Raw genomic sequence first — 17,593 nt, 5'->3', positions numbered from 1 at the left:
CGGACAAGGGGCCTGGACTCCGCCCCCTGGCTCCGTATTCTCTGCGCACGGGGCTCTTGGGCCGGGGGCCCGAGCGGCGGAGGTGATGGACAGTGACGACAGCTCCGTACCTGGCTCTGCGTCCTGCGGGCGTGGGGGGAACCCCCGCGCCGGTGGGCCGTGAGGAACTCCTCGGCCGGCTGGAACGCGTCCTGCACACCCGGGGCCGCGCCCTGCTCACCGGACCCGCCGGTGTCGGCAAGACCGAGCTCGCGCTGGCCGAGGCGAGCCGCGCCGAGGCGCGCGGCGAGACCGTCCTGTGGCTGGCGACCCTGCCGTCCGACCGTGAGATACCCGGGGCTTCGGCCGCCGCGCTCGTGGCCTCCGTGGCGGCCACGGTGGCCTGGCCGGACCTCGACACCCCCCGGCCCGAGGCCTGCGGCGTGTTCGACGAACTGCCCGGTCCCCAGCGCACCGCCATCGCGATGCTCTGCCGCGAGGCACCGCTCGACGCGGGGGGCTGGGACCCGATCGCGCTCCGGCTCGGCATCGCCCAGATCCTGCGCACGCTGACCTGCCGGGGCCCCGTCCTCCTCGTCGTCGACGGGGTGCAGCACGTCGACGCGGACAGCGCGGACCTGCTGCGCTTCGCCCTCCACCTGGCGCCGCCCGCGCTGCGGGTGGTGGCCGTCGAGACCCCGGAACCGTACGGCGAGGCCAAGGAGCCCCACCGTCCCGAGGACCCGCACGCCACCCACCTCTGGGTGCCGTCCGAGGCGGACGTGCTGCTCGTGCCCCCGCTGCACGCCGACGAGATCGCCGAACTCCTCATCCACCACCGGCTCCCCTCCCGGATGGCCGGCCGCATCCACCGCGCCAGCGGCGGCAATCCCCGGCTCGCGCTCGCCGTGGGCCGCTCGCTCGCGGACGCGCGGACGCCCGTGCACCACGCGGAGGCGCTGACGCTCTCCGGTCGGGCCCGCGACCTCGCCCGCCAGCTCCTGGGCGCCGCGCCCCTCGCCGTACGCGAGACGCTGCTGCTCGCCGCCCTCGCGCTCCGTCCCTCGTCGACGCTGGTACGACGGGCCGGGCGCCCCAACGCCGAGGCAGACCTCGCCGCGGCCGAGCGGGCGGGACTCGTGTCGCTCTCCGAGGACGGCTCGGTGACGTTCACAGCCGGGCTGCTCCCCTCCACCCTGGTGCACGACGCCTGCTGGGCCGAGCGCAGCGCGGGGCACGCGGCGCTCGCGGAGGTCGTGGACGACCCCGTCGAGGCGGTACGCCACCGGGCCCTGGCCACCGACAGCCCTGACGAGGACCTCGCCGCCGAGGTCGCGGCCGCCGCCGATCTGGCCCGCCGGCGCGGCAACAGCGCGCTCGCAGCCGAACTCGCCCTGCTCGCCGCCGAGTCGACGCCCGGCCGGCACGGCACCCGGCGGATCGCCCGGCTCGTCGACGCCGCCGAGGAGGCCGCCCGCGCGGCCCGCGCCGACCTCGCGATGCGGGCCGCCACCGATCTGCTCGCCCGGGACGCGAAGCCCGCGGACCGGGTCAGGGCGCGCCTCGCCGTACTCGACACGGCCGGCCAGGGGCTGACCGGGCTCGACGAGATGTACGTCCACGCCATGGAGGACTCGGAGGGCGACACGGCCCTGCGGGCCGCCGTCCAGCTGCGCCTCGCCGTCAAGTACGTCCTCGCGGACGGCGACCCGCAGCGCTCCCGTACCGCGGCCGTCGAATCGGCCGCGCTCGCCGCCTCCATGGGCGATCCGCGCACGGCGGCGCAGGCCCTGACCGTACAGGCACGGATGGAGCGGGCCCTCGGGGCACCGGACGCCGAGGCGGTGCTCGCGCAGGCCCGCGCCCTGGAGCTGGCCGAGCGCCCCCTCGGGATCCGCAACGCCGCCCAGATCCTGACGATCCGTCACGCGCTCTTCGACGACCGGCTCACGGACGCCCGCGACGAACTGAACGCCCTGCTCCCCCTCGTCCAGCGGCGCGGCTCGGTCGAGGACGCCATCGAGCTCTACGGCACGCTCGCCCAGATCGAGGCACGGATCGGCCCCTGCTCCGCGGCCCTCGCGCACGCCGGGCAGTCCCTCGCGCTCACCCTGGAGGCGGGTCTCTCCCCCGGCCCCGCCTGGTACGCGCTCGCGCTCGCGGAGACGGCGGGCGGCAGCTTCGCACGAGCGGCGAGCTACGCCCGGCGCAGCATCCAGGCCTCAGAGGAGGAGGGTGACCGGGTCTTCCTCTCCCGCAGCCGGTACGCGCTCGGGCGGGTCCAGCTGGTCAACGGAGACGTCGCAGCCGCCTTGGAGACACTGCGCCGCGTCCAGGCCGACGAACGCGCCCAGTCGACCGTGGACCCGTCGATGCTGCGCTGGCACGAGGAGCTGGCCGAGGCTCTGATCGCCCACGACGCGGGCGACGAGGGCCTGGCGCTGCTCGACGAGGTACGGCCCGTGGCGTCCCGGCTCGGACGGTCCACGGTCCTGCTCGGCTGCGACCGGGCGTACGCCCTGTGGCTCGCGGCGGAGGGGCGGACGGACGAGGCGGCGGAGCTGCTCACCCGCACGGCCGAGGCCTTCGGGCGGGCCGGGCTTCCCCTGGAGCGGGGCCGGGCGCTGATCGCGCTCGCCCGGGTGGAGCGCCGCAGACGGCGCAGGTCAGCGGCGCAGGGCGCCCTGCACGCGGCGGCCACGGTGTTCGAGCGGGCCGGGGCTGCTCCCTGGCTGGCCCTGGCGAGCGAGGCCCCCGCGGGCGCGGTGGGCGAGAACCCCGGGGCCGGCTCCGGGGGCGAGGAGGCTCCGGCCGCGCTCTCCACGCTGACGGAGGCGGAACTGCGCCTCGCCCGTCTCGTGGGCCAGGGCGCCAGCAACCAGGAGGCGGCGGCGAAGCTGTACCTGAGCGTGAAGACGGTCGAGGCGCGGCTGACCCGGATCTACCAGAAGCTCGACGTCCGCTCACGGGCCCAGCTGGCGACGGCGCTCCGACCGTGAACGGCGACGGAAGGCTCGTACGGGCGCCGTACGAGCCTCCACTCGGCGCTCAGCCCGTGGTGGCGGCGCCGAACCACTCGGTCAGGCGGGCGGACAGCTCCCGCTGGTCCTCGCCGACCCACACGACGTGGCCGTCCGGCCGCAGCAGCACCGCGGGCACGTCCAGTTCCTCGCTGACGTCGACGACGTGGTCGACCCGGTCGGCCCAGCCCTCCGCCGAGAGCCGGCCGGTCTGGTCGAGCAGCAGTCCCCGGCCGCCGCGCATCAGCTCGTAGAGACGCCCCCGCTTCAGGCCGACGTCCCGCATCCGCAGGCCGAGCAGTTCGTGGCCCTCGCCCAGGTCGTAGCGGACGTCGACCGCGGTGATCATGCCGGTCATGTAGCGGTTGACCTCCTCGAAGTCCATCAGCTTCGAGAACAGCGCACGCAGCGCCGTCGCGCCCGGGTCGGTTCCGAGCAGCGTCATCTGCGCGCGGGTGTTGTCCACGACGCGGGCGCCCGCCGGGTGCCGTTCGGTGTGGTAGGTGTCGAGCAGGTCCTCCGACGCCCAGCCGTTCACCTGCGCGGCAAGCTTCCAGCCGAGGTTGAAGGCGTCCTGGATGCCGAGGTTCAGGCCCTGGCCGCCGGTGGGCGGGTGGATGTGCGCGGCGTCGCCGGCCAGGAACACCCGGCCGACCCGGTAGCGCTCGGCCTGCCGGGTGGCGTCGCCGAACCGGGAGAGCCAGCGCGGTGAGTGCACGCCGAAGTCGGTGCCGGCGAAGGCCCGCAGCTGCTTCCTGAACTCGTCGAGGGTCGGCGCGGTCGCACGGTCCTCCGCGACCCCGTCGGCGGGCACGACGATCCGGAACACCCCGTTCTCCCCCGGGGTCACCCCGAACCGCAGCTGTGTCCTGCGGACCTCCTCGACCACGGCGGCGATCGTCGCCGGGTCCGCGGTCACCTCCATGTCACCGAGGAGCGTCTCGACCGTGGCGGGCTCGCCGGGGAAGTCGACGCCGATCAGCTTGCGCACCGCGCTGCGGCCGCCGTCGCACCCGACGAGGTAGCGCGAGCGCAGCCGGGTCCCGTCCGCGAGCTCCGCGGTCACCCCGTCCTCGTCCTGGCTGAGCCCGACGACCTCGCGGCCGCGCCGGATCTCGGTGCCGAGTTCGAGGGCGCGCTCGTTGAGCAGCCGCTCGGTGACCGGCTGCGGCGTGGCGACGCCGTACGGGTGCGCGGTGTCAAGGCGCTCCGGCCACGGCTTCATGATGCCGCCGAAGAGACCGCCCACCTGGAACTTCTCACTGGCCGCGAGGAACCGGTCGAGCATCCCCCGCTGGTCCATCATCTCCACGCTGCGGGCGTGCAGGCCCTGCCCACGGGACTCGGCGGTCGGCTCGTCCCTCTTCTCCAGCACGACCACACGTACGTCGTGCAGCCGCAGCTCGGCGGCGAGCATCAGGCCGGTCGGTCCGCCGCCGACCACGATCACGTCAAACATTCACTGCCCCGTTTCGAAGAACTGCCAGAGTCACTGGCCACGAGCGGAGATTCTGCAGCAGGACAGGGGCCTTGTGGCAAGGCCCCCTGTGCGCTATACCTTGAGAGTGGCAAGGAGCGGTCGACTCTCCTTGCCTTTCTTGTTTCCTCCCGGAGCTCCGGGCCTCAGATCGTGAACGGACGCTGGTTCAGGAAGTCCGCGTCCGGACTGCCCGTCAGATGGAGGTTCGGGCGCTGGGTCGGGGGCAGCCGGTCCTGGATCGCCCGGTGGAAGTCGCGGTAGCCGCCCCGGAAGACACCGTCGTCCCACACCCGGAGCAGCGCCCCGGTGAACGCTCCGTTGATATCGCCGTCCAGGGCCACCTGGTCGTCCTGGCAGGCCGAGATGAGGAGCGCGTCGGGGGCCGCGCCGTCGGCCGGCTCCTTCGCCAGTGACCGTCGGAGCTCCTCGTAGAAGTCCCGGTCACGGTCGTAGAGCTGCCGCTGCCGGGGCTCGGGCAGGTGGCGGGCCGTGCCGGCGGCCGCCGTGCCGCCGGGGACCTCGATGCCGGTCCCGCTGTGGCAGCAGTCGAACAGGGCGACGATCCGTACGCCGTCGGCGAAGGCGCGGAAGGCCCGCTGGACCTCGTCGTCGAGGAACTGGCGGTCGTAGAGCACCAGGGTCTCGTCGAGCGCGTCCGGCTCGTCGCCGGAGCCGGTGGTCTCGGGCAGCCGGCTGCCGTGCCCCGAGTAGGTGAGGAGCAGGATGTCTCCGGGGCCGAGCCGTGCGGCGGCCTCGGCGAGCACGGCGGTGACCTGGGCGGCGGTGCCGTCGGGGGTGAGCAGGACGGTGCTCTCGAACCCGGCGGCGCGGGCGAGCCGTGCCATGTCGTGGGCGTCGTTCTCGCAGGCGGTCAGGGTGCCCTCCCAGCCGTCGTAGCGGCCGGGGTCGACCCGGTTGAGTCCGACGTGCAGGGCGAGTCCGGTGGCCATGGGATGCCTCCTGGCGGGGAGCGGAGGGGACGCCGGGGCGTCTGATCGAGTGGCCTGTGGTCCGGCGCCGAGCGCGACCCTCTCCACGCGGTACCTACATCGTATGAACCCTTCGGATCTCCCGCCTCCTCCGGGCGCGGGCGGCGCCCGCCGTGACCTGCTCGCCGACCGTGCCGGCTACGACGAGGGCTTCCTCGGTCCGGTCGTCCCGCTGCCGCTTCCGGCGCGGGAGGCGGTCGGAACGATGATCCTGCCGTACACCCACTTCACCGTGGTGTTCCGGCCCGACCGCCGTCTCGCGGCCGCGACCGCGGTGTGCGTCGAGGGCCGGGAGCTCCTGGAGGACGTACCACGGGACGACGTCTGGGTGTTCGACCCCCGGCTGCCCGAGGAGCTGCAGGCGGGCGACGAGATCTACCGGAACAACAGTCTCGACCGCGGCCATCTGGTGCGCCGGCTCGACCCGGTCTGGGGGCCGACGGCCGTGGCGGTCCGGGCCAACAGGGACACGTTCCACTTCACCAACGCCGCACCGCAGGCGGACGTCTTCAACCAGGGCAGGCAACTCTGGCAGGGCGTGGAGAACCACCTCCTCGACCATGCCGCCGTGTTCGACCGGCGCCTCGCGGTCCTCACCGGCCCGGTGCTGCACGACTCCGATCCGCCGTACCGGGGGATCCAGGTGCCGATGCGCTTCTGGAAGGTGGCCGCGTTCCTCCAGGACGGGGTGCTCGCCGCCGCCGCGTACGTTCTCGACCAGAGTCCCGACCTCAGCCGGGACGCGGAACGGGCGCTCCTCGGTGCGACGCCCGGCGCGCCGCCGCCGCTGGGCCCGTTCCGTACGTACCAGGTGCCCGTATCGGACGTCGCGGAGATCACCGAGCTGGAGTTCGGGCCGCTGCCGGACGTGGACGTGATGCCCCCGGCGCGGGCGCCCGAGGAGCGCTGGCGGCGCCTCGAGTCGTACGAGGACATGGTGCTGCACCCCTGATCGCCGAGCCGTCGCCCCCCCGGCCGCCGCGCCGCCGCATCCCTGACCTCCGAGCCCCCGCACCCGGCCTGCCGCGACCCCCCGCACCGCTCCGCGGCCGCGATTGCGGTCCTTCCGGGCCGGTGGAACGATGAGAGGGATCGGTCGTCCCGTCCGATCTGTCATGTCACGTCCCGGCGCCGGAGCGACCGGCGCTGCGCCAAGAGCGCCGGGCAGGTGCGGTATGCCGCTCACCGAGACCGAATGGGGGCTCGTTGCCGGCTGGGTGCGGGACCACCTCCTCGACTCCCCCGAGCCGTGCGAACGTCTGCTGGGCGCCGGCCTCCCCGCCGACTTCGTCGACGATCTGCCCCTCACTCCGGACCCCGACCGGAACGCCCTGCTCGTGGTCGCGGCCGCCCGCCGGGACGTCGCCCACCAGCGTCGTCTGCTCTCCGTGCTCGCCGGTCTCGACCCGCTGTCCTCCATCGACGAGCCGCACGCCTTCGAACGCGGTACGGAGGCCCGGAACCTGCTCACCCGGCTGCGGGACGACGAGCGGCTGCTGCGCTCGTCGCGGGACCCGCTCGACAGTCTGCTCCTGAAGCACGGCGCGGCGGTGTTCCTCGACCGCTCCGAGCTGCGCGAGAAGCTCCGGGGCTTCCTCGCCGACCCGGAGCGGACGGTGCTGATCGTCGACGGTCCTGAGGACAGCGGCCGCTCCTACACGTACGAGCTGATCCGCCATCTCGGCCAGCACCGCGGCTTCCGTCCGGTACGGGTGACCCTGTCCCGTACGTCGACGGCGGCGCGGCTGATGGAGCGGCTCGCGGCCTTCGTGGCGGGCCCGGAGGCCGACGGGTTTCCGTTGAATCCCACACGGTTGAACGATCCACTGCCGTCCTTCGAGGACGCCGCCCACCGGATCATCGCCCGCGCGACGACCGCCGAGGACCGCTTCTGGCTGGTCCTGGACGACTGCGACCGGCTCGACCCGCAGTCGGACGTGTGGGACGTCATCGGTGTCCTGGCGCGGGCGATCTACGAGCACACCCCGGTACGGACCGACTCCGTACCCCGCCTGGTGCTGCTCGGCTACGGGACGACGATGCGTCAGCTTCCGTACGAGATACGCAAGAACGAGTGCCGGGACACCACGCGTCTCGCCGACGAGGGCGATCTCCGGCACTTCTTCCGGGAGCTCTTCACCGACACGGCGGACTTCGGACAGGAGGAGACCGTCCGCGAGCTGACGGAGACGGCGGTGGCGGAGGTGCTGCGGGTCGTCAGTTCGCCGTCGGGCGAGGACTGTTACATGCGTCGGCTGTGCACGGCCGTGGAGGACGTCGTACGGATCCACCGGGCCCTGCCGCCGACGTCGGCGCCGCCGGGCGAGGCCGCCCGTCTGCTGCGCGACGCCCTGCGGGCGAGCCTCGCCGCTCCGGCCGTCGCGCTGCCCGACCCGCGCCGCTCCTACCGGGAGGCCGCCTGCCTGCTCCAGGAGTTCGACCCCGCGCTGCTCCGCCTGCCCGGCGAGGAACGCTCCACCGGCCGGGCCGTCCTGGAGCTCGTCGACGACTGCGTCGCCCTGCCGTCGCCCGGGGCCGCGGTCTGGACGCTCAAGCCGGAGATCCGCGACGGGACGCTCGCGGGGCTCGCGGGCCCCGGTGCCGCGCTGAGCGCCCTGCGGGCCAACATCGGACTGTGCCCGGAGGGCCCGGGCCCCGAGCACACCGCCCTGGCCCTGCTGTCCGGCACGGGACTCCCCCAGACCCGTCCCACGGCGTCCCCGCCCACGCCGTCCCCGCCCGCGGCGGCGGACGACGACGTCGAGGAGCTGTCCGACACCCTTCAGGCCGTGCTCTGGCTGAGCCGCGTACCGGGCGTGACCGGACTGCCGTCGGTCGACGAGGTCCAGCACCGTCTGGAGGAGGCCCGGCTGCTCCAGCCGATGCGCCGGCTGATCCGGGGGACCTTCCACGGCCGGACCGCCGAACTCGACGCGCTGCACGCCTATCTCGCCCTGCCCGAGGAGCCGGCGGAGCCGCCGGTGATCCTCCACGGCATCGGCGGGATCGGCAAGAGCACCCTGCTCGCCAAGTTCCTCGTCGACGCCCTGGCCGCGACCCCCGGCGGATTCCCCTTCGCCTACATCGACTTCGCCCGTCCCACGCTCTCCGTCCACGAACCCGCGACCGTGATCGCGGAGACGGCCCGGCAGCTCGCCGTCCGGCACCCCGGTCTCCGGGCCTCCTTCGAGGGCCTCGCCGACGAGTGCGAGCGGACGGCGGCGTCCCAGCGCGGCGAGCGCAACGAACTCGACGAACTCCATCAGCTCGCGGGCACCCGGGCCACCCTCGCCCGCGACTACTCGTCCGACTTCCACGCCCGTGCCAGCGCCCGCGAGCAGGAACTCGCCCACCGGCTCGCGTCCCTGGTCGCCGAGGCGGTCCGGCCCGCTCCGGGCGGTACGGCACCGCCGTTCCTCATCGTCGTCGACTCGTTCGAGGAGGCCCAGTACCGGGGCTCACCCGTCATCACCCGCATGTGGGCCATCTGGACGGCACTGCGGGCGGCCTACTCGCGCCTGCGGTTCATCATCTCCGGGCGCGCCCTCGTCGACCATCCGGCCCGGCTCCTGACCCCGCGCACCATGGAGCTGACCGAGCTCGACCACCCGGCGTCCGTGGACCTCCTGATGTCGTCCGGGGTGCTCGACGAGACGCTCGCGGAGGACCTCGCGGACCGGATCGGCGGCCATCCGCTGAGCCTCAGACTGGCGGCGCGGACAGCCGTCGCCCTGGGCACCGACTCCCCCACGCTCGGCGGGCTGCTGCGCGGACTGCCGTCCCGGCGGCGGTACTTCGACCGCCAGGTGGACCAGATGCTCATCCAGGGCACGCTGTACGACCGCATCCTCAAGCACATCGCGGACGACGACGTCCGGGCCCTCGTCCAGGCCGGCCTCGCGCTCCGCTTCATCACCCCCGACCTGGTCCGGGAGGTGCTCGCGGGTCCGGCGGGGCTCCGCGTGGAGACGGCGGCGGAGGCCCGCCGTCTCTACGGGCTGCTGACCTCGCGGGTCGACCTGATGGAGTCGGCCGGGCCCGACGCCATCAGGCACCGGGCCGATCTGCGGGCCATCATGCTGCGCCTCTCGGACAGCGCGCGGACCGATCTGATGCGGGCCGTGGACCGCGGCGCCGTCGCGTACTACGCGGCCCGCGAGGGGGCCAGGAACCGTGCCGAGGAGATCTACCACCGGCTCAGGCTCGGCGAGAACCCCCGTACGGTGGAAAGCCGCTGGGAGCCCGGCGTCGCCTCCTACCTCGGCGGGTCGACGCACCTGGAGATGGCGCACCGCCCGGCCGCGTTCCTCCTCGGCAGGATCGGCGGTCACGTCCCCGACCAGATCATGACCGAGGCGGACCAGGAGGACTGGGAGCGGATCGCGGCCCGCGAGGTCGAGGACCTGCTCACCCAGGGGTACGTGGACGCCGCCGCGCAGCGCCTCGGGGAGCGGCGCCCCTGGACGCCGTGCAGCAGGCTGCACGCCCTGCTCGCCGAGACCCTCGCCCGCTCCGGGCGGACGGCGGAGGCACGCGCGACCGCCGAGCGTGCCGTGGACGGAGCGGCGGAGGCGGGCTGCGCGGAGACCCAGCTCGAACTGCTCCAGCTGTCCGCGCGGCTCGCGCAGGACCTGGGCGATTTCCCGGCCGCGGACCGGGACCTCCAGGAGGCGGAGGAGATCGCGGCGGGCCTCGGACTGCGGTACGAGTCCCTCGGCGTGCTCGTCGCCCGCTCCCGGCTCGCGGCGCTCGCGGACGTCGACGCCGCTCCGGCGCGGGAGCGGCTCGCCAGGACGCTGCGCACCATGCCCGACGCCGACCTGGCGAGACAGCCGTCCCTGGCCCGTACGGCGGCGGCCGCGGCCTGCCGGTCGGATCCCCAGCTCCTGGAGCACACGCTCCGGTTGGTCGGTCTGCCGGCGGACGAGGAGGCGGTGGTGACGGAGCTCGCCCACTGGATCGACAGCACGCTCACCGACGAGCCGCGCCTCCGCGAGCCGCTGGCCCGCATTCTGGCGTCGGCGGCCGGGGAGACGTACCCGCCGGCCGCCGGGGAGGCGTACGGGGCGGCCCGTCCGGACCGTGTCCGGATCGAGCGGCACCTGCGGGAGGCGCGGCGGCGCGGCACCCTGGACAGCGTCGCCCGGCAGGCGCTGACGCTCCGGGACGGCAGCGGCGACCTGCTCCTTGGCGTCGCCTCGGCGATGGACGCGGGTCCGCTGCCGCGCGGCAGCGCGCGCGGGCCGTCCTCCCTCGGTCCCGCGACCGGGGACGAGCCGGCCCTCTGGGCGGGCTCGCGCCCCCGACGCGGTGGTACGGGACTGTGGACGCGTCCCCCGCCGAACGCCGCCGGAGCCGCGCTCCGCGAGGAGCCGTTCCTGCCGCAGCCCGACCTCGTCCGCGTCCGCAACGCCGCCATGGAGGCGGGCCTCGCGGACCGGGCGCTGCGCCCCGCCCTGCTCAAGGGGACCCCCGGCTACTTCGCGGCCACGCTCGAACCGCTGGACGACCCCCGGGAGCAGCTGCACGCCGACCTGAACGCGATGAACCAGGTCGAGCGGCTGATCGACGGCCTGGTGCCGCTGGAGATCTGGCTCCACAACGCGATCGAGAAGACGCATGAGCCGGGCCCGCGCGCCGTCCTCCAGGGGGCGCTCGACGCCGTGGCCCGCGCGATCACCGGCGAGGCGGAGCTTCCCCCGGAGATGATGCCCGGGGAGATGAAGGAGGAGATCATCCTCCAGGACGACACCGTGCCGTACGAGTTCCTGCACGGCGGCATCCGGGCCGGTGCCTCCGTCGCCCTGCTGAGGATCCCCCCGTACGAGTCGGGCGCCCCGCTCCTGCCGTCCTATCCGCACGGCGGCACGGGCTGGATGATCGCACCCGGCCTGCTGATCACCAACCACCACGTGGTGATGGCCCGTTCGCACGACCCGGGTGTCCGGCCGTACGTCAGCGACGAGGACCTGCGGCTCCAGGCGCTCATGTCCCGCTCCCGCTTCGACTTCGTCGAGAACACGGCGGCGGCGCCGGAGGCGACGGCCGGCGAGCTCGCCGCCTGGGACCCGGCGCTCGACTACGCCATCGTGCGGCTCGCCCCCGACCAGGAACGTCGCCCGACACTCCGGATCGCCACCCGGCCGCTGCTCGTCCGGGAGCGGCAGCGCGTCCCGGTCAACATCATCCAGCACCCCGGCGGTCTGCCGAAGCGGGTCGCGCTGCGCAACAACCTGGTCTACCGGGCGGACGAGCACGACATCCTCTACTTCACCGACACCCGCGGCGGCTCCTCGGGCTCACCGGTCTGCCTCGACGACTGGACGGTGGTGGGGCTGCACCGCGGGACGCGGAAGGTGGACGAGGTCGAGTTCCAGGGCGCCAGGACACGGTTCGTGAACGTCGGCACCCAGATGAGCGGCATCCTGGCCCATCTCCGGGAGTTCCGCCGGGAGTTGTACGAGGAGATCATGGCGGCCCAGTCCGGCCGGCCGGGCCCCGCGCACGCGACGAACGGAAGGCCGAGGTGAGTGACGATGCCGAACGGACCACGGAGCGTGTCTCCGGTCGCGACCGCGACGGAGCAGATCTTCGGCGATCTGCGGGAGGTCGCCGCGCGGGTGCGCGGCGCTCTGGAGGCGGAGATCGCCGAGTCCGCGTTCGAGCTCCCCGCCGATGTGGCACCGGCGGCCGAGATCTCCCGCTTCGCCCGTGAGGAACGGGCCCGCGTCCTGGAGGCCGGGGTCAGCGGTCTGGAGAAGCTGGCCGCACACCGGGAGGACGAGCTCGACGGGGACGAGGCCTTCGGGGTGGAGGCGATCGTCCTCCTGGAAGGCCGCCCGGCCATCCTGGTCCAGCGCCAGGACTTCGCCCCGCAGCGTGACGAGTGGGCCGTCCTGGACGGCCAGCGGCCCTCCATCCGCGAGTCGCTTGCGCGCGTCGGACGGGTCGAGGTCACCGGGCACCCGCGCCTCGACTGGGTCGGCACGGGCTTCCTCGTCGGTCCGCGCACGGTGATGACGAACCGTCATGTGGCGGTGGAGTTCAGCCGCTTCCAGGACGACGGGGCGCCCTGGACCTTCGAGTACGGCATGTCGGCGCGGATCGACCCGGCGGAGGAGCTGCCGGTCGACGGCGAGCCGTCCGGGGCCTCCGCCCCGTACGAGGTCACGGAGATCATCGGCATCCACGAGGAGGTCGACCTGGCCCTGCTGCGGGTCGAGCTCTCGGCCGACGGCGGTCTGCCCACGCCGCTCGCCGTCGCCGCGGACGCGCCGGCGAGCCTCCCCGGACGACCGGTGTACGTGGTGGGCTACCCGGCCTGGGACGGCCGGCGCAACGAACCGGAGTCGATGCGCCGGATCTTCATGGACGTGTACAACGTGAAGCGGCTGCAGCCGGGCATGGCGACCGAGTTCACCCCCGGCGGTCTGGTGATGAAGCACGACTGTTCGACGCTCGGCGGCAACAGCGGCTCCCCCGTCTTCGACCTGACCGACCACCGTGTCCTCGGCCTCCACTTCGGCGGCCGCTACCGCACCGGGAACTTCGCCGTCCCGCTCTGGGAGCTGGTGGACGATCCACTGCTCGCCGCGGCCGAGGTCAACTGGGTCTGAGGACCACCCGGACGGTCACCCCTGCCCGGGGCCGGCGAGGACGGTGGCGAACTCGCCCCGGGCGGTGGTCCCGTCGGGCAGCAGCCACTCGGCGGTGACCCGGCCGGCGCCGCCGTCGGGGGCCGTGTCCGTGCCGGCCCGGAGAACCCGCCGTACCCGCAGCGTCAGCGGTGCGGACGCGCCACCGGAGGCCCGTACCTCCAGGTCGGTGTGGTCCGCGCCTTCCGTGACCCGTACGAGCTCCACGTCGGCCGCGGCCTCCGCCGGGGCGGGCGAGACGGCGACGGTGGTGTCGACGGTGTCCGTCTCCGACTGGGCCTGGGCCTGTGTCCGTCCGGTGAGGAGCGCGTACAGCCGGGAGACGAACACCGGGTCGTGGGTGGCGTCATGGACCCAGCGCTTGCCGAGGACGCCGTGCTCCATGGTGCCGATCAGGGCGTGCCCGGCGTCCGCGAGGGGCCCGGAGCGGTACGTCATGGGGGCGAGATAGGTGACGGCCGTGTCGCCCTCGCCGTCGGTCACCACCATGAGTTCGATGCCGACCTCGCCCGCCGGGTCGTCGAGCCGGAAGCCCCCGGCCTTGCCGGGGCGCGCCTCGGCACCGGTGTGCCACGGCCGGGTGGGAAGCCACTCCGCGAGCAGTTCCAGCTTGGTGGGCCGAAGCGTGGTGTGGTGGATGACGGCCATCGTGCGGGGCCTTCCTCTCCTGGAGTGGTCAGGGCCTTCGCAACGTAACAGACCGGACCGGAGGGCCACGGTGCGATCCGGTCCTGCCCGGCCAGGCCAGGTCGGCGGCACACCCCCGCACGCGTGCATCCGGAAGAACGTCCTCGACCCCGCGGGCCCGCGCGACACCGTCTTCCCGACGGATACCGCGTTCCCGCTCACGGCGGCCGCGCCGAGCCCGAACTGACCGCGTGCTCCCGCAATGTGACGAACCGACTGATAACGTCGCATATGTCACCTATCGTTCGGTACGGAGTCGTGCCGTCGCACAACGGGAGCAGGAATGACCGGTGGACCCGAGCCCATCAGCGCCGTCGGCCGCGAGGCCCTGGAGCGGGAGCTCGACGATCTGCGGACGGAACGCGAAGCCGTCGCCGTCACCCTGCGGGACGGCGGCGGGGACGAGACGGGCGACCGGGCCGACCAGGCCGACGAGCTGCAGCGCGGCACCCAGCTCACCCGCCTGGACGCCCGCATCGACGAGATCCGCGGACGGCTGCGCGAGGCGGACGCGGCCGGGGCCCCTCGTACCGACGGGGTCGGGGTGGGGAGCACCGTGACGGTGCGGTTCGACGACGGCACGGAGGCGACCGTCCAGATCGGCGAGGTCGCCGCGGTGCTCGACCGGACGATGGTCACCGCCGACAGCCCGCTCGGCAGCGCGCTCCTCGGCCACGGTCCGGGCGACACGGTCACGTACACGACACCCGACGGCCCGGCGACCGCCGTCGTGGTCTCCGTCGGGGACTGACCCGGCACGGGCGATCCGGGAGCTCACGCCTCCAGGACGACGACGGCCTCGTCGGTGTACGTGCGGAAGGTGAGGGTCTCCTGGAAGTACAGCCGCACACTGTCCGCGTCGTGCCCCGTGTAGCCGATCGCCAGGTCCTGGCCGAGGAGGAGTTCGAAGTCACCGCCACGGGTGGAGAGGACGAAGCCCCCGCTGAGGGCCGGTGCCCAGATCGGGGAGCCGTCGAGCATGCGCCCGAGGTGCGCCGCGATCGGATAGCCGTGGTCGGAGGTCTCGCTGACCGCCCGGTACTCCTCCGCGCCGAGCAGCAGCGCGTACGGGCCGTCGACACCGGCGAGGCGCAGCGCGGTCAGCGCCCGGCTGACGGCGTCGGGGTAGTCGCGCGGCTCGGCGGGCAGCCGTACCACCTGGTTCGAGGACCGGGCGCGCAGTCCGTCGACACCCGCCGCCCCGTAGCCGTCGAAGATCGTCCGGTCCTCGACGAACGCCATGGCTCGTGCCGCGTCCTTGACGGGTTGCCAGTCGGAGTCCTTCGCGCCGCGCTCGACGTCGTCGACGGCCGTCCGGTCCACGGTGAACGGCACCCTGAGCTCCACGAGCGGCTTCACCTCGCGCAGGCGCGCCGTGACGCCCGGGGCGGGCGGGTTCATGGCGGCGAGGTGCCCCGTGCCGACGGCGGCGAGCGCCGGCCCCGCCGGGTCGGGAACGTCGACGACGCGGCGGCCCGCGACGTTGCGCCGGAAGGTGCGGCGGGCCTCCTCCTCGATCTCGGCCCAGGCGGCCGGGGTGATCGGGGCGAGTTCGCGGTGCAGGTTGCCCGTGTCGGGTCCGTGGTGCGGGTCGCTCATGGCGTCGGGGGTCGTCATGGGGCTCAGGCTCCTTTCAGGCCGCCGATGCCCAGGGACTCTCCCGGGCGGGCGGCGGCGGACGGCGGCGCGGCGGGCAGGTCGTCGAGGAAGTCGGCGCTCGGCACGAAGAAGAGGCCGCCGGTGACGGCCCGGGAGAAGTCGAGGATGCGGTCGGTGTTGCCCGGCGGGTCCCCGAGGAACATGTTGCGGAGCATCAGCTCGGTCACGGCCGGCGTGCGCGCGTAGCCGATGAAGTACGTGCCGAGCTCCCCGGTGCCGACCCGCCCGAACGGCATGTTGGCGCGGACGATCTGGCGGGTGACGCCGTTCTCGTCGACGACGGTGTTCAGCGCGACGTGCGAGTCGGCGGGTTTGACGTCGTCGGGCATCTCGACGTTGGCCGCTTTGCTGCGGCCGATGACCAGCTCCTGCTGCTCGACGGTGAGCGCGTCCCAGGCCGCCATGTCGTGGAGGTACTTCTGCACGATGACGTAGCTGCCCCCGCGGAACCCGGGGTCCTCGTCCCCGATGTGCACCGCGTCGGCGGCCACCGCGCCCCCGGGGCTCTCGCTGCCGTCGACGAAGCCGAGGAGGTCGCGCTCGTCGAAGTAGGCGAAGCCGTGCACCTCGTCGACGACGGTCACCGCACTGGCGAGCCGTTCCACGATCAGCCGGGCCAGTTCGAAGCAGAGGTCCATGCGCCGGGCGCGCAGATGGAACAGCAGGTCGCCCGGGGTGGCCGGGGCACGGTGGCGGGGGCCGCTCAGGGGCACGAAGGGATGGAGTTCGCGGGGGCGCGGCCCGTCGACGAGCCGGTCCCACAGCTCGGAGCCGATACCGGCGACGCAGCTGAGGCTGTCGTCGGGAAAGCGGAAGGACACCGATCGGGAGAGGCCCGTCAGGTCCTGGAGCGCCGCCGCCACGGCGGCCTCGCCGCCGGAGTTGACGGTGGCCACCAGGAACACGGCGGCCCGCTCGGGTGTCGCGACGACGGGCTGGACGACGACCATGGGACTCCCGTCGGACAATCATCAGCATGTATCAATAAAGGGAGTGAAAGGGGCAGCGTCAGCCTAGGCGGGAGTGATCGGACGCGCAGCCCGGCACTCCGGTGCTCATGTGCTCCCGTGCCCCGGAGCTCCGGTCGTCCCTCGCTCCGGCACCCCCGCTGCTGCGGCGCCCCCGTGCCCGGCTCCTCGGCCCGCGTGGCAGAGTCTCGGGGTACGACCACATCAGAACCGTGACGACCACGGCACACCGTCGGGGCGGCGCTCCGAGGAGAGGAGCGGACCATGGGGCGAGTGACCGTACGGCGGCGCGTCCTGCGCGTACGGGAGGGGGAGGCCTCCTACCGCCCGGACACCCTGGCCGCCGAGGAACCCATGGAGATCCGGGTGGGCGGCCGGCCCCTGACCGTGACCATGCGCACCCCGGGCGACGACTTCGACCTCGCCACCGGGTTCCTGGTCAGCGAGGGCGTCGTCCACAGCGCCCGGGACGTCACGGGAATCCGCTACTGCGCGGGCGCCACAGCCGACGGAGGCAACACCTACAACGTCGTCGACGTCGGCCTCGCCGCCGGTGTGGCCGCCCCCGACGCCTCCCTGGAGCGCAACTTCTACACCACGTCCTCCTGCGGCCTCTGCGGCAAGGCCAGCCTCGACGCGGTCCGCACCACCGCCGCCTGGACAGTCGCCGAAGACCCCCTGCGCATCCGGACCGACGTACTCGCCGCCCTCCCCGACAGGCTCCGGGCCGCCCAGCGGGTCTTCGACACCACGGGTGGTCTCCACGCCGCAGGACTCTTCACCTCCGACGGCGAACTGCTCTGCCTGCGCGAGGACGTCGGCCGTCACAACGCCGTCGACAAGGTGATCGGCCACGCCCTCCGCGAAGGCCTCCTGCCCCTGCGCGGCACCGTCCTCATGGTCAGCGGTCGCGCTTCCTTCGAGCTCGTCCAGAAGGCCGTCATGGCCGGCATCCCCCTGCTCGCCGCCGTCTCCGCCCCCTCCTCGCTCGCCGTCGACCTCGCGGCCGACACCGGGCTCACCCTCATCGGCTTCCTCCGCGGCACCTCCATGAACGTCTACACCGGCGACGAACGACTGGCCGACGAGGCGTCGACACGCCCGCCCGCCCCGTACGGGCCGTAATCCCCGCCTTGGCGGCGCTCGCGCCGACCAT

The 17,593-nt window shown here is 73.8% G+C and carries 11 protein-coding genes; 6 read left to right on the top strand and 5 right to left on the bottom strand.

Annotated features, from left to right (window positions below):
- Positions 1–92: 92 nt before the first annotated feature.
- Positions 93–2,978, top strand: coding sequence for an AAA family ATPase (locus ACFVYX_RS04920; RefSeq protein WP_389679881.1), 2,886 nt, complete (start codon positions 93–95; stop codon positions 2,976–2,978).
- Between the two features lie 49 nt (positions 2,979–3,027).
- Here the strand turns inward: ACFVYX_RS04920 and rox are convergent, their stop codons facing one another.
- Together rox and ACFVYX_RS04910 are read right to left on the bottom strand one after the other, a co-directional pair.
- The gene (rox, locus tag ACFVYX_RS04915; protein ID WP_389679880.1) at positions 3,028–4,458 is read right to left on the bottom strand and encodes a rifampin monooxygenase; all 1,431 of its coding nucleotides are present in this window, start codon (positions 4,456–4,458) and stop codon (positions 3,028–3,030) included.
- 164 nt (positions 4,459–4,622) lie between these two features.
- Positions 4,623–5,429: a caspase domain-containing protein gene (locus ACFVYX_RS04910; protein WP_389679879.1), complete on the bottom strand. Its 807-nt coding sequence runs from the start codon at positions 5,427–5,429 to the stop codon at positions 4,623–4,625.
- A 103-nt stretch (positions 5,430–5,532) separates the two neighbouring features.
- Here ACFVYX_RS04910 and ACFVYX_RS04905 point away from each other — a divergent pair, with 103 nt between their 5' ends.
- From ACFVYX_RS04905 to ACFVYX_RS04895, 3 genes are all read left to right on the top strand, one after another.
- Positions 5,533–6,420 (top strand): DNA/RNA non-specific endonuclease, encoded by an 888-nt coding sequence (locus tag ACFVYX_RS04905; RefSeq protein ID WP_389679878.1) that lies wholly within the window; start codon positions 5,533–5,535, stop codon positions 6,418–6,420.
- 223 nt (positions 6,421–6,643) lie between these two features.
- Positions 6,644–11,998 carry a trypsin-like peptidase domain-containing protein gene (locus tag ACFVYX_RS04900; RefSeq protein WP_389679877.1) on the top strand — a complete coding sequence of 1,785 codons (5,355 nt, stop codon included), beginning with the start codon at positions 6,644–6,646 and terminating at the stop codon, positions 11,996–11,998.
- A 6-nt stretch (positions 11,999–12,004) separates the two neighbouring features.
- Positions 12,005–13,084 carry a trypsin-like serine peptidase gene (locus tag ACFVYX_RS04895; RefSeq protein WP_389679876.1) on the top strand — a complete coding sequence of 360 codons (1,080 nt, stop codon included), beginning with the start codon at positions 12,005–12,007 and terminating at the stop codon, positions 13,082–13,084.
- A 15-nt stretch (positions 13,085–13,099) separates the two neighbouring features.
- Here ACFVYX_RS04895 and ACFVYX_RS04890 read toward each other — a convergent pair whose 3' ends face one another.
- Complete coding sequence (locus ACFVYX_RS04890; protein WP_389679875.1) at positions 13,100–13,771, bottom strand: 1,4-alpha-glucan branching protein; 672 nt, start codon at positions 13,769–13,771, stop codon at positions 13,100–13,102.
- 322 nt (positions 13,772–14,093) lie between these two features.
- Here ACFVYX_RS04890 and ACFVYX_RS04885 point away from each other — a divergent pair, with 322 nt between their 5' ends.
- Entirely contained in the window at positions 14,094–14,561 is a 468-nt protein-coding gene (locus tag ACFVYX_RS04885; RefSeq protein WP_389679874.1) for a GreA/GreB family elongation factor, read from the top strand.
- Positions 14,562–14,584: 23 nt separating this feature from the next.
- Here the strand turns inward: ACFVYX_RS04885 and ACFVYX_RS04880 are convergent, their stop codons facing one another.
- Positions 14,585–15,427, bottom strand: coding sequence for a family 1 encapsulin nanocompartment shell protein (locus ACFVYX_RS04880; protein WP_389679873.1), 843 nt, complete (start codon positions 15,425–15,427; stop codon positions 14,585–14,587).
- 5 nt (positions 15,428–15,432) lie between these two features.
- The gene (locus tag ACFVYX_RS04875; protein WP_389680051.1) at positions 15,433–16,419 is read right to left on the bottom strand and encodes a Dyp-type peroxidase; all 987 of its coding nucleotides are present in this window, start codon (positions 16,417–16,419) and stop codon (positions 15,433–15,435) included.
- A gap of 282 nt (positions 16,420–16,701) precedes the next feature.
- Between ACFVYX_RS04875 and fdhD the strand changes: the two genes are divergently transcribed.
- Positions 16,702–17,562, top strand: a complete 861-nt coding sequence (gene fdhD, locus ACFVYX_RS04870; protein ID WP_389679872.1) for a formate dehydrogenase accessory sulfurtransferase FdhD — start codon at positions 16,702–16,704, stop codon at positions 17,560–17,562.
- Positions 17,563–17,593: the final 31 nt, after the last annotated feature.

Origin of the sequence: Streptomyces sp. NPDC058326, assembly GCF_042879855.1 — a bacterium.
Taxonomy (GTDB): domain Bacteria; phylum Actinomycetota; class Actinomycetes; order Streptomycetales; family Streptomycetaceae; genus Streptomyces.
This window is presented reverse-complemented; position numbering and strand designations above follow the sequence as displayed.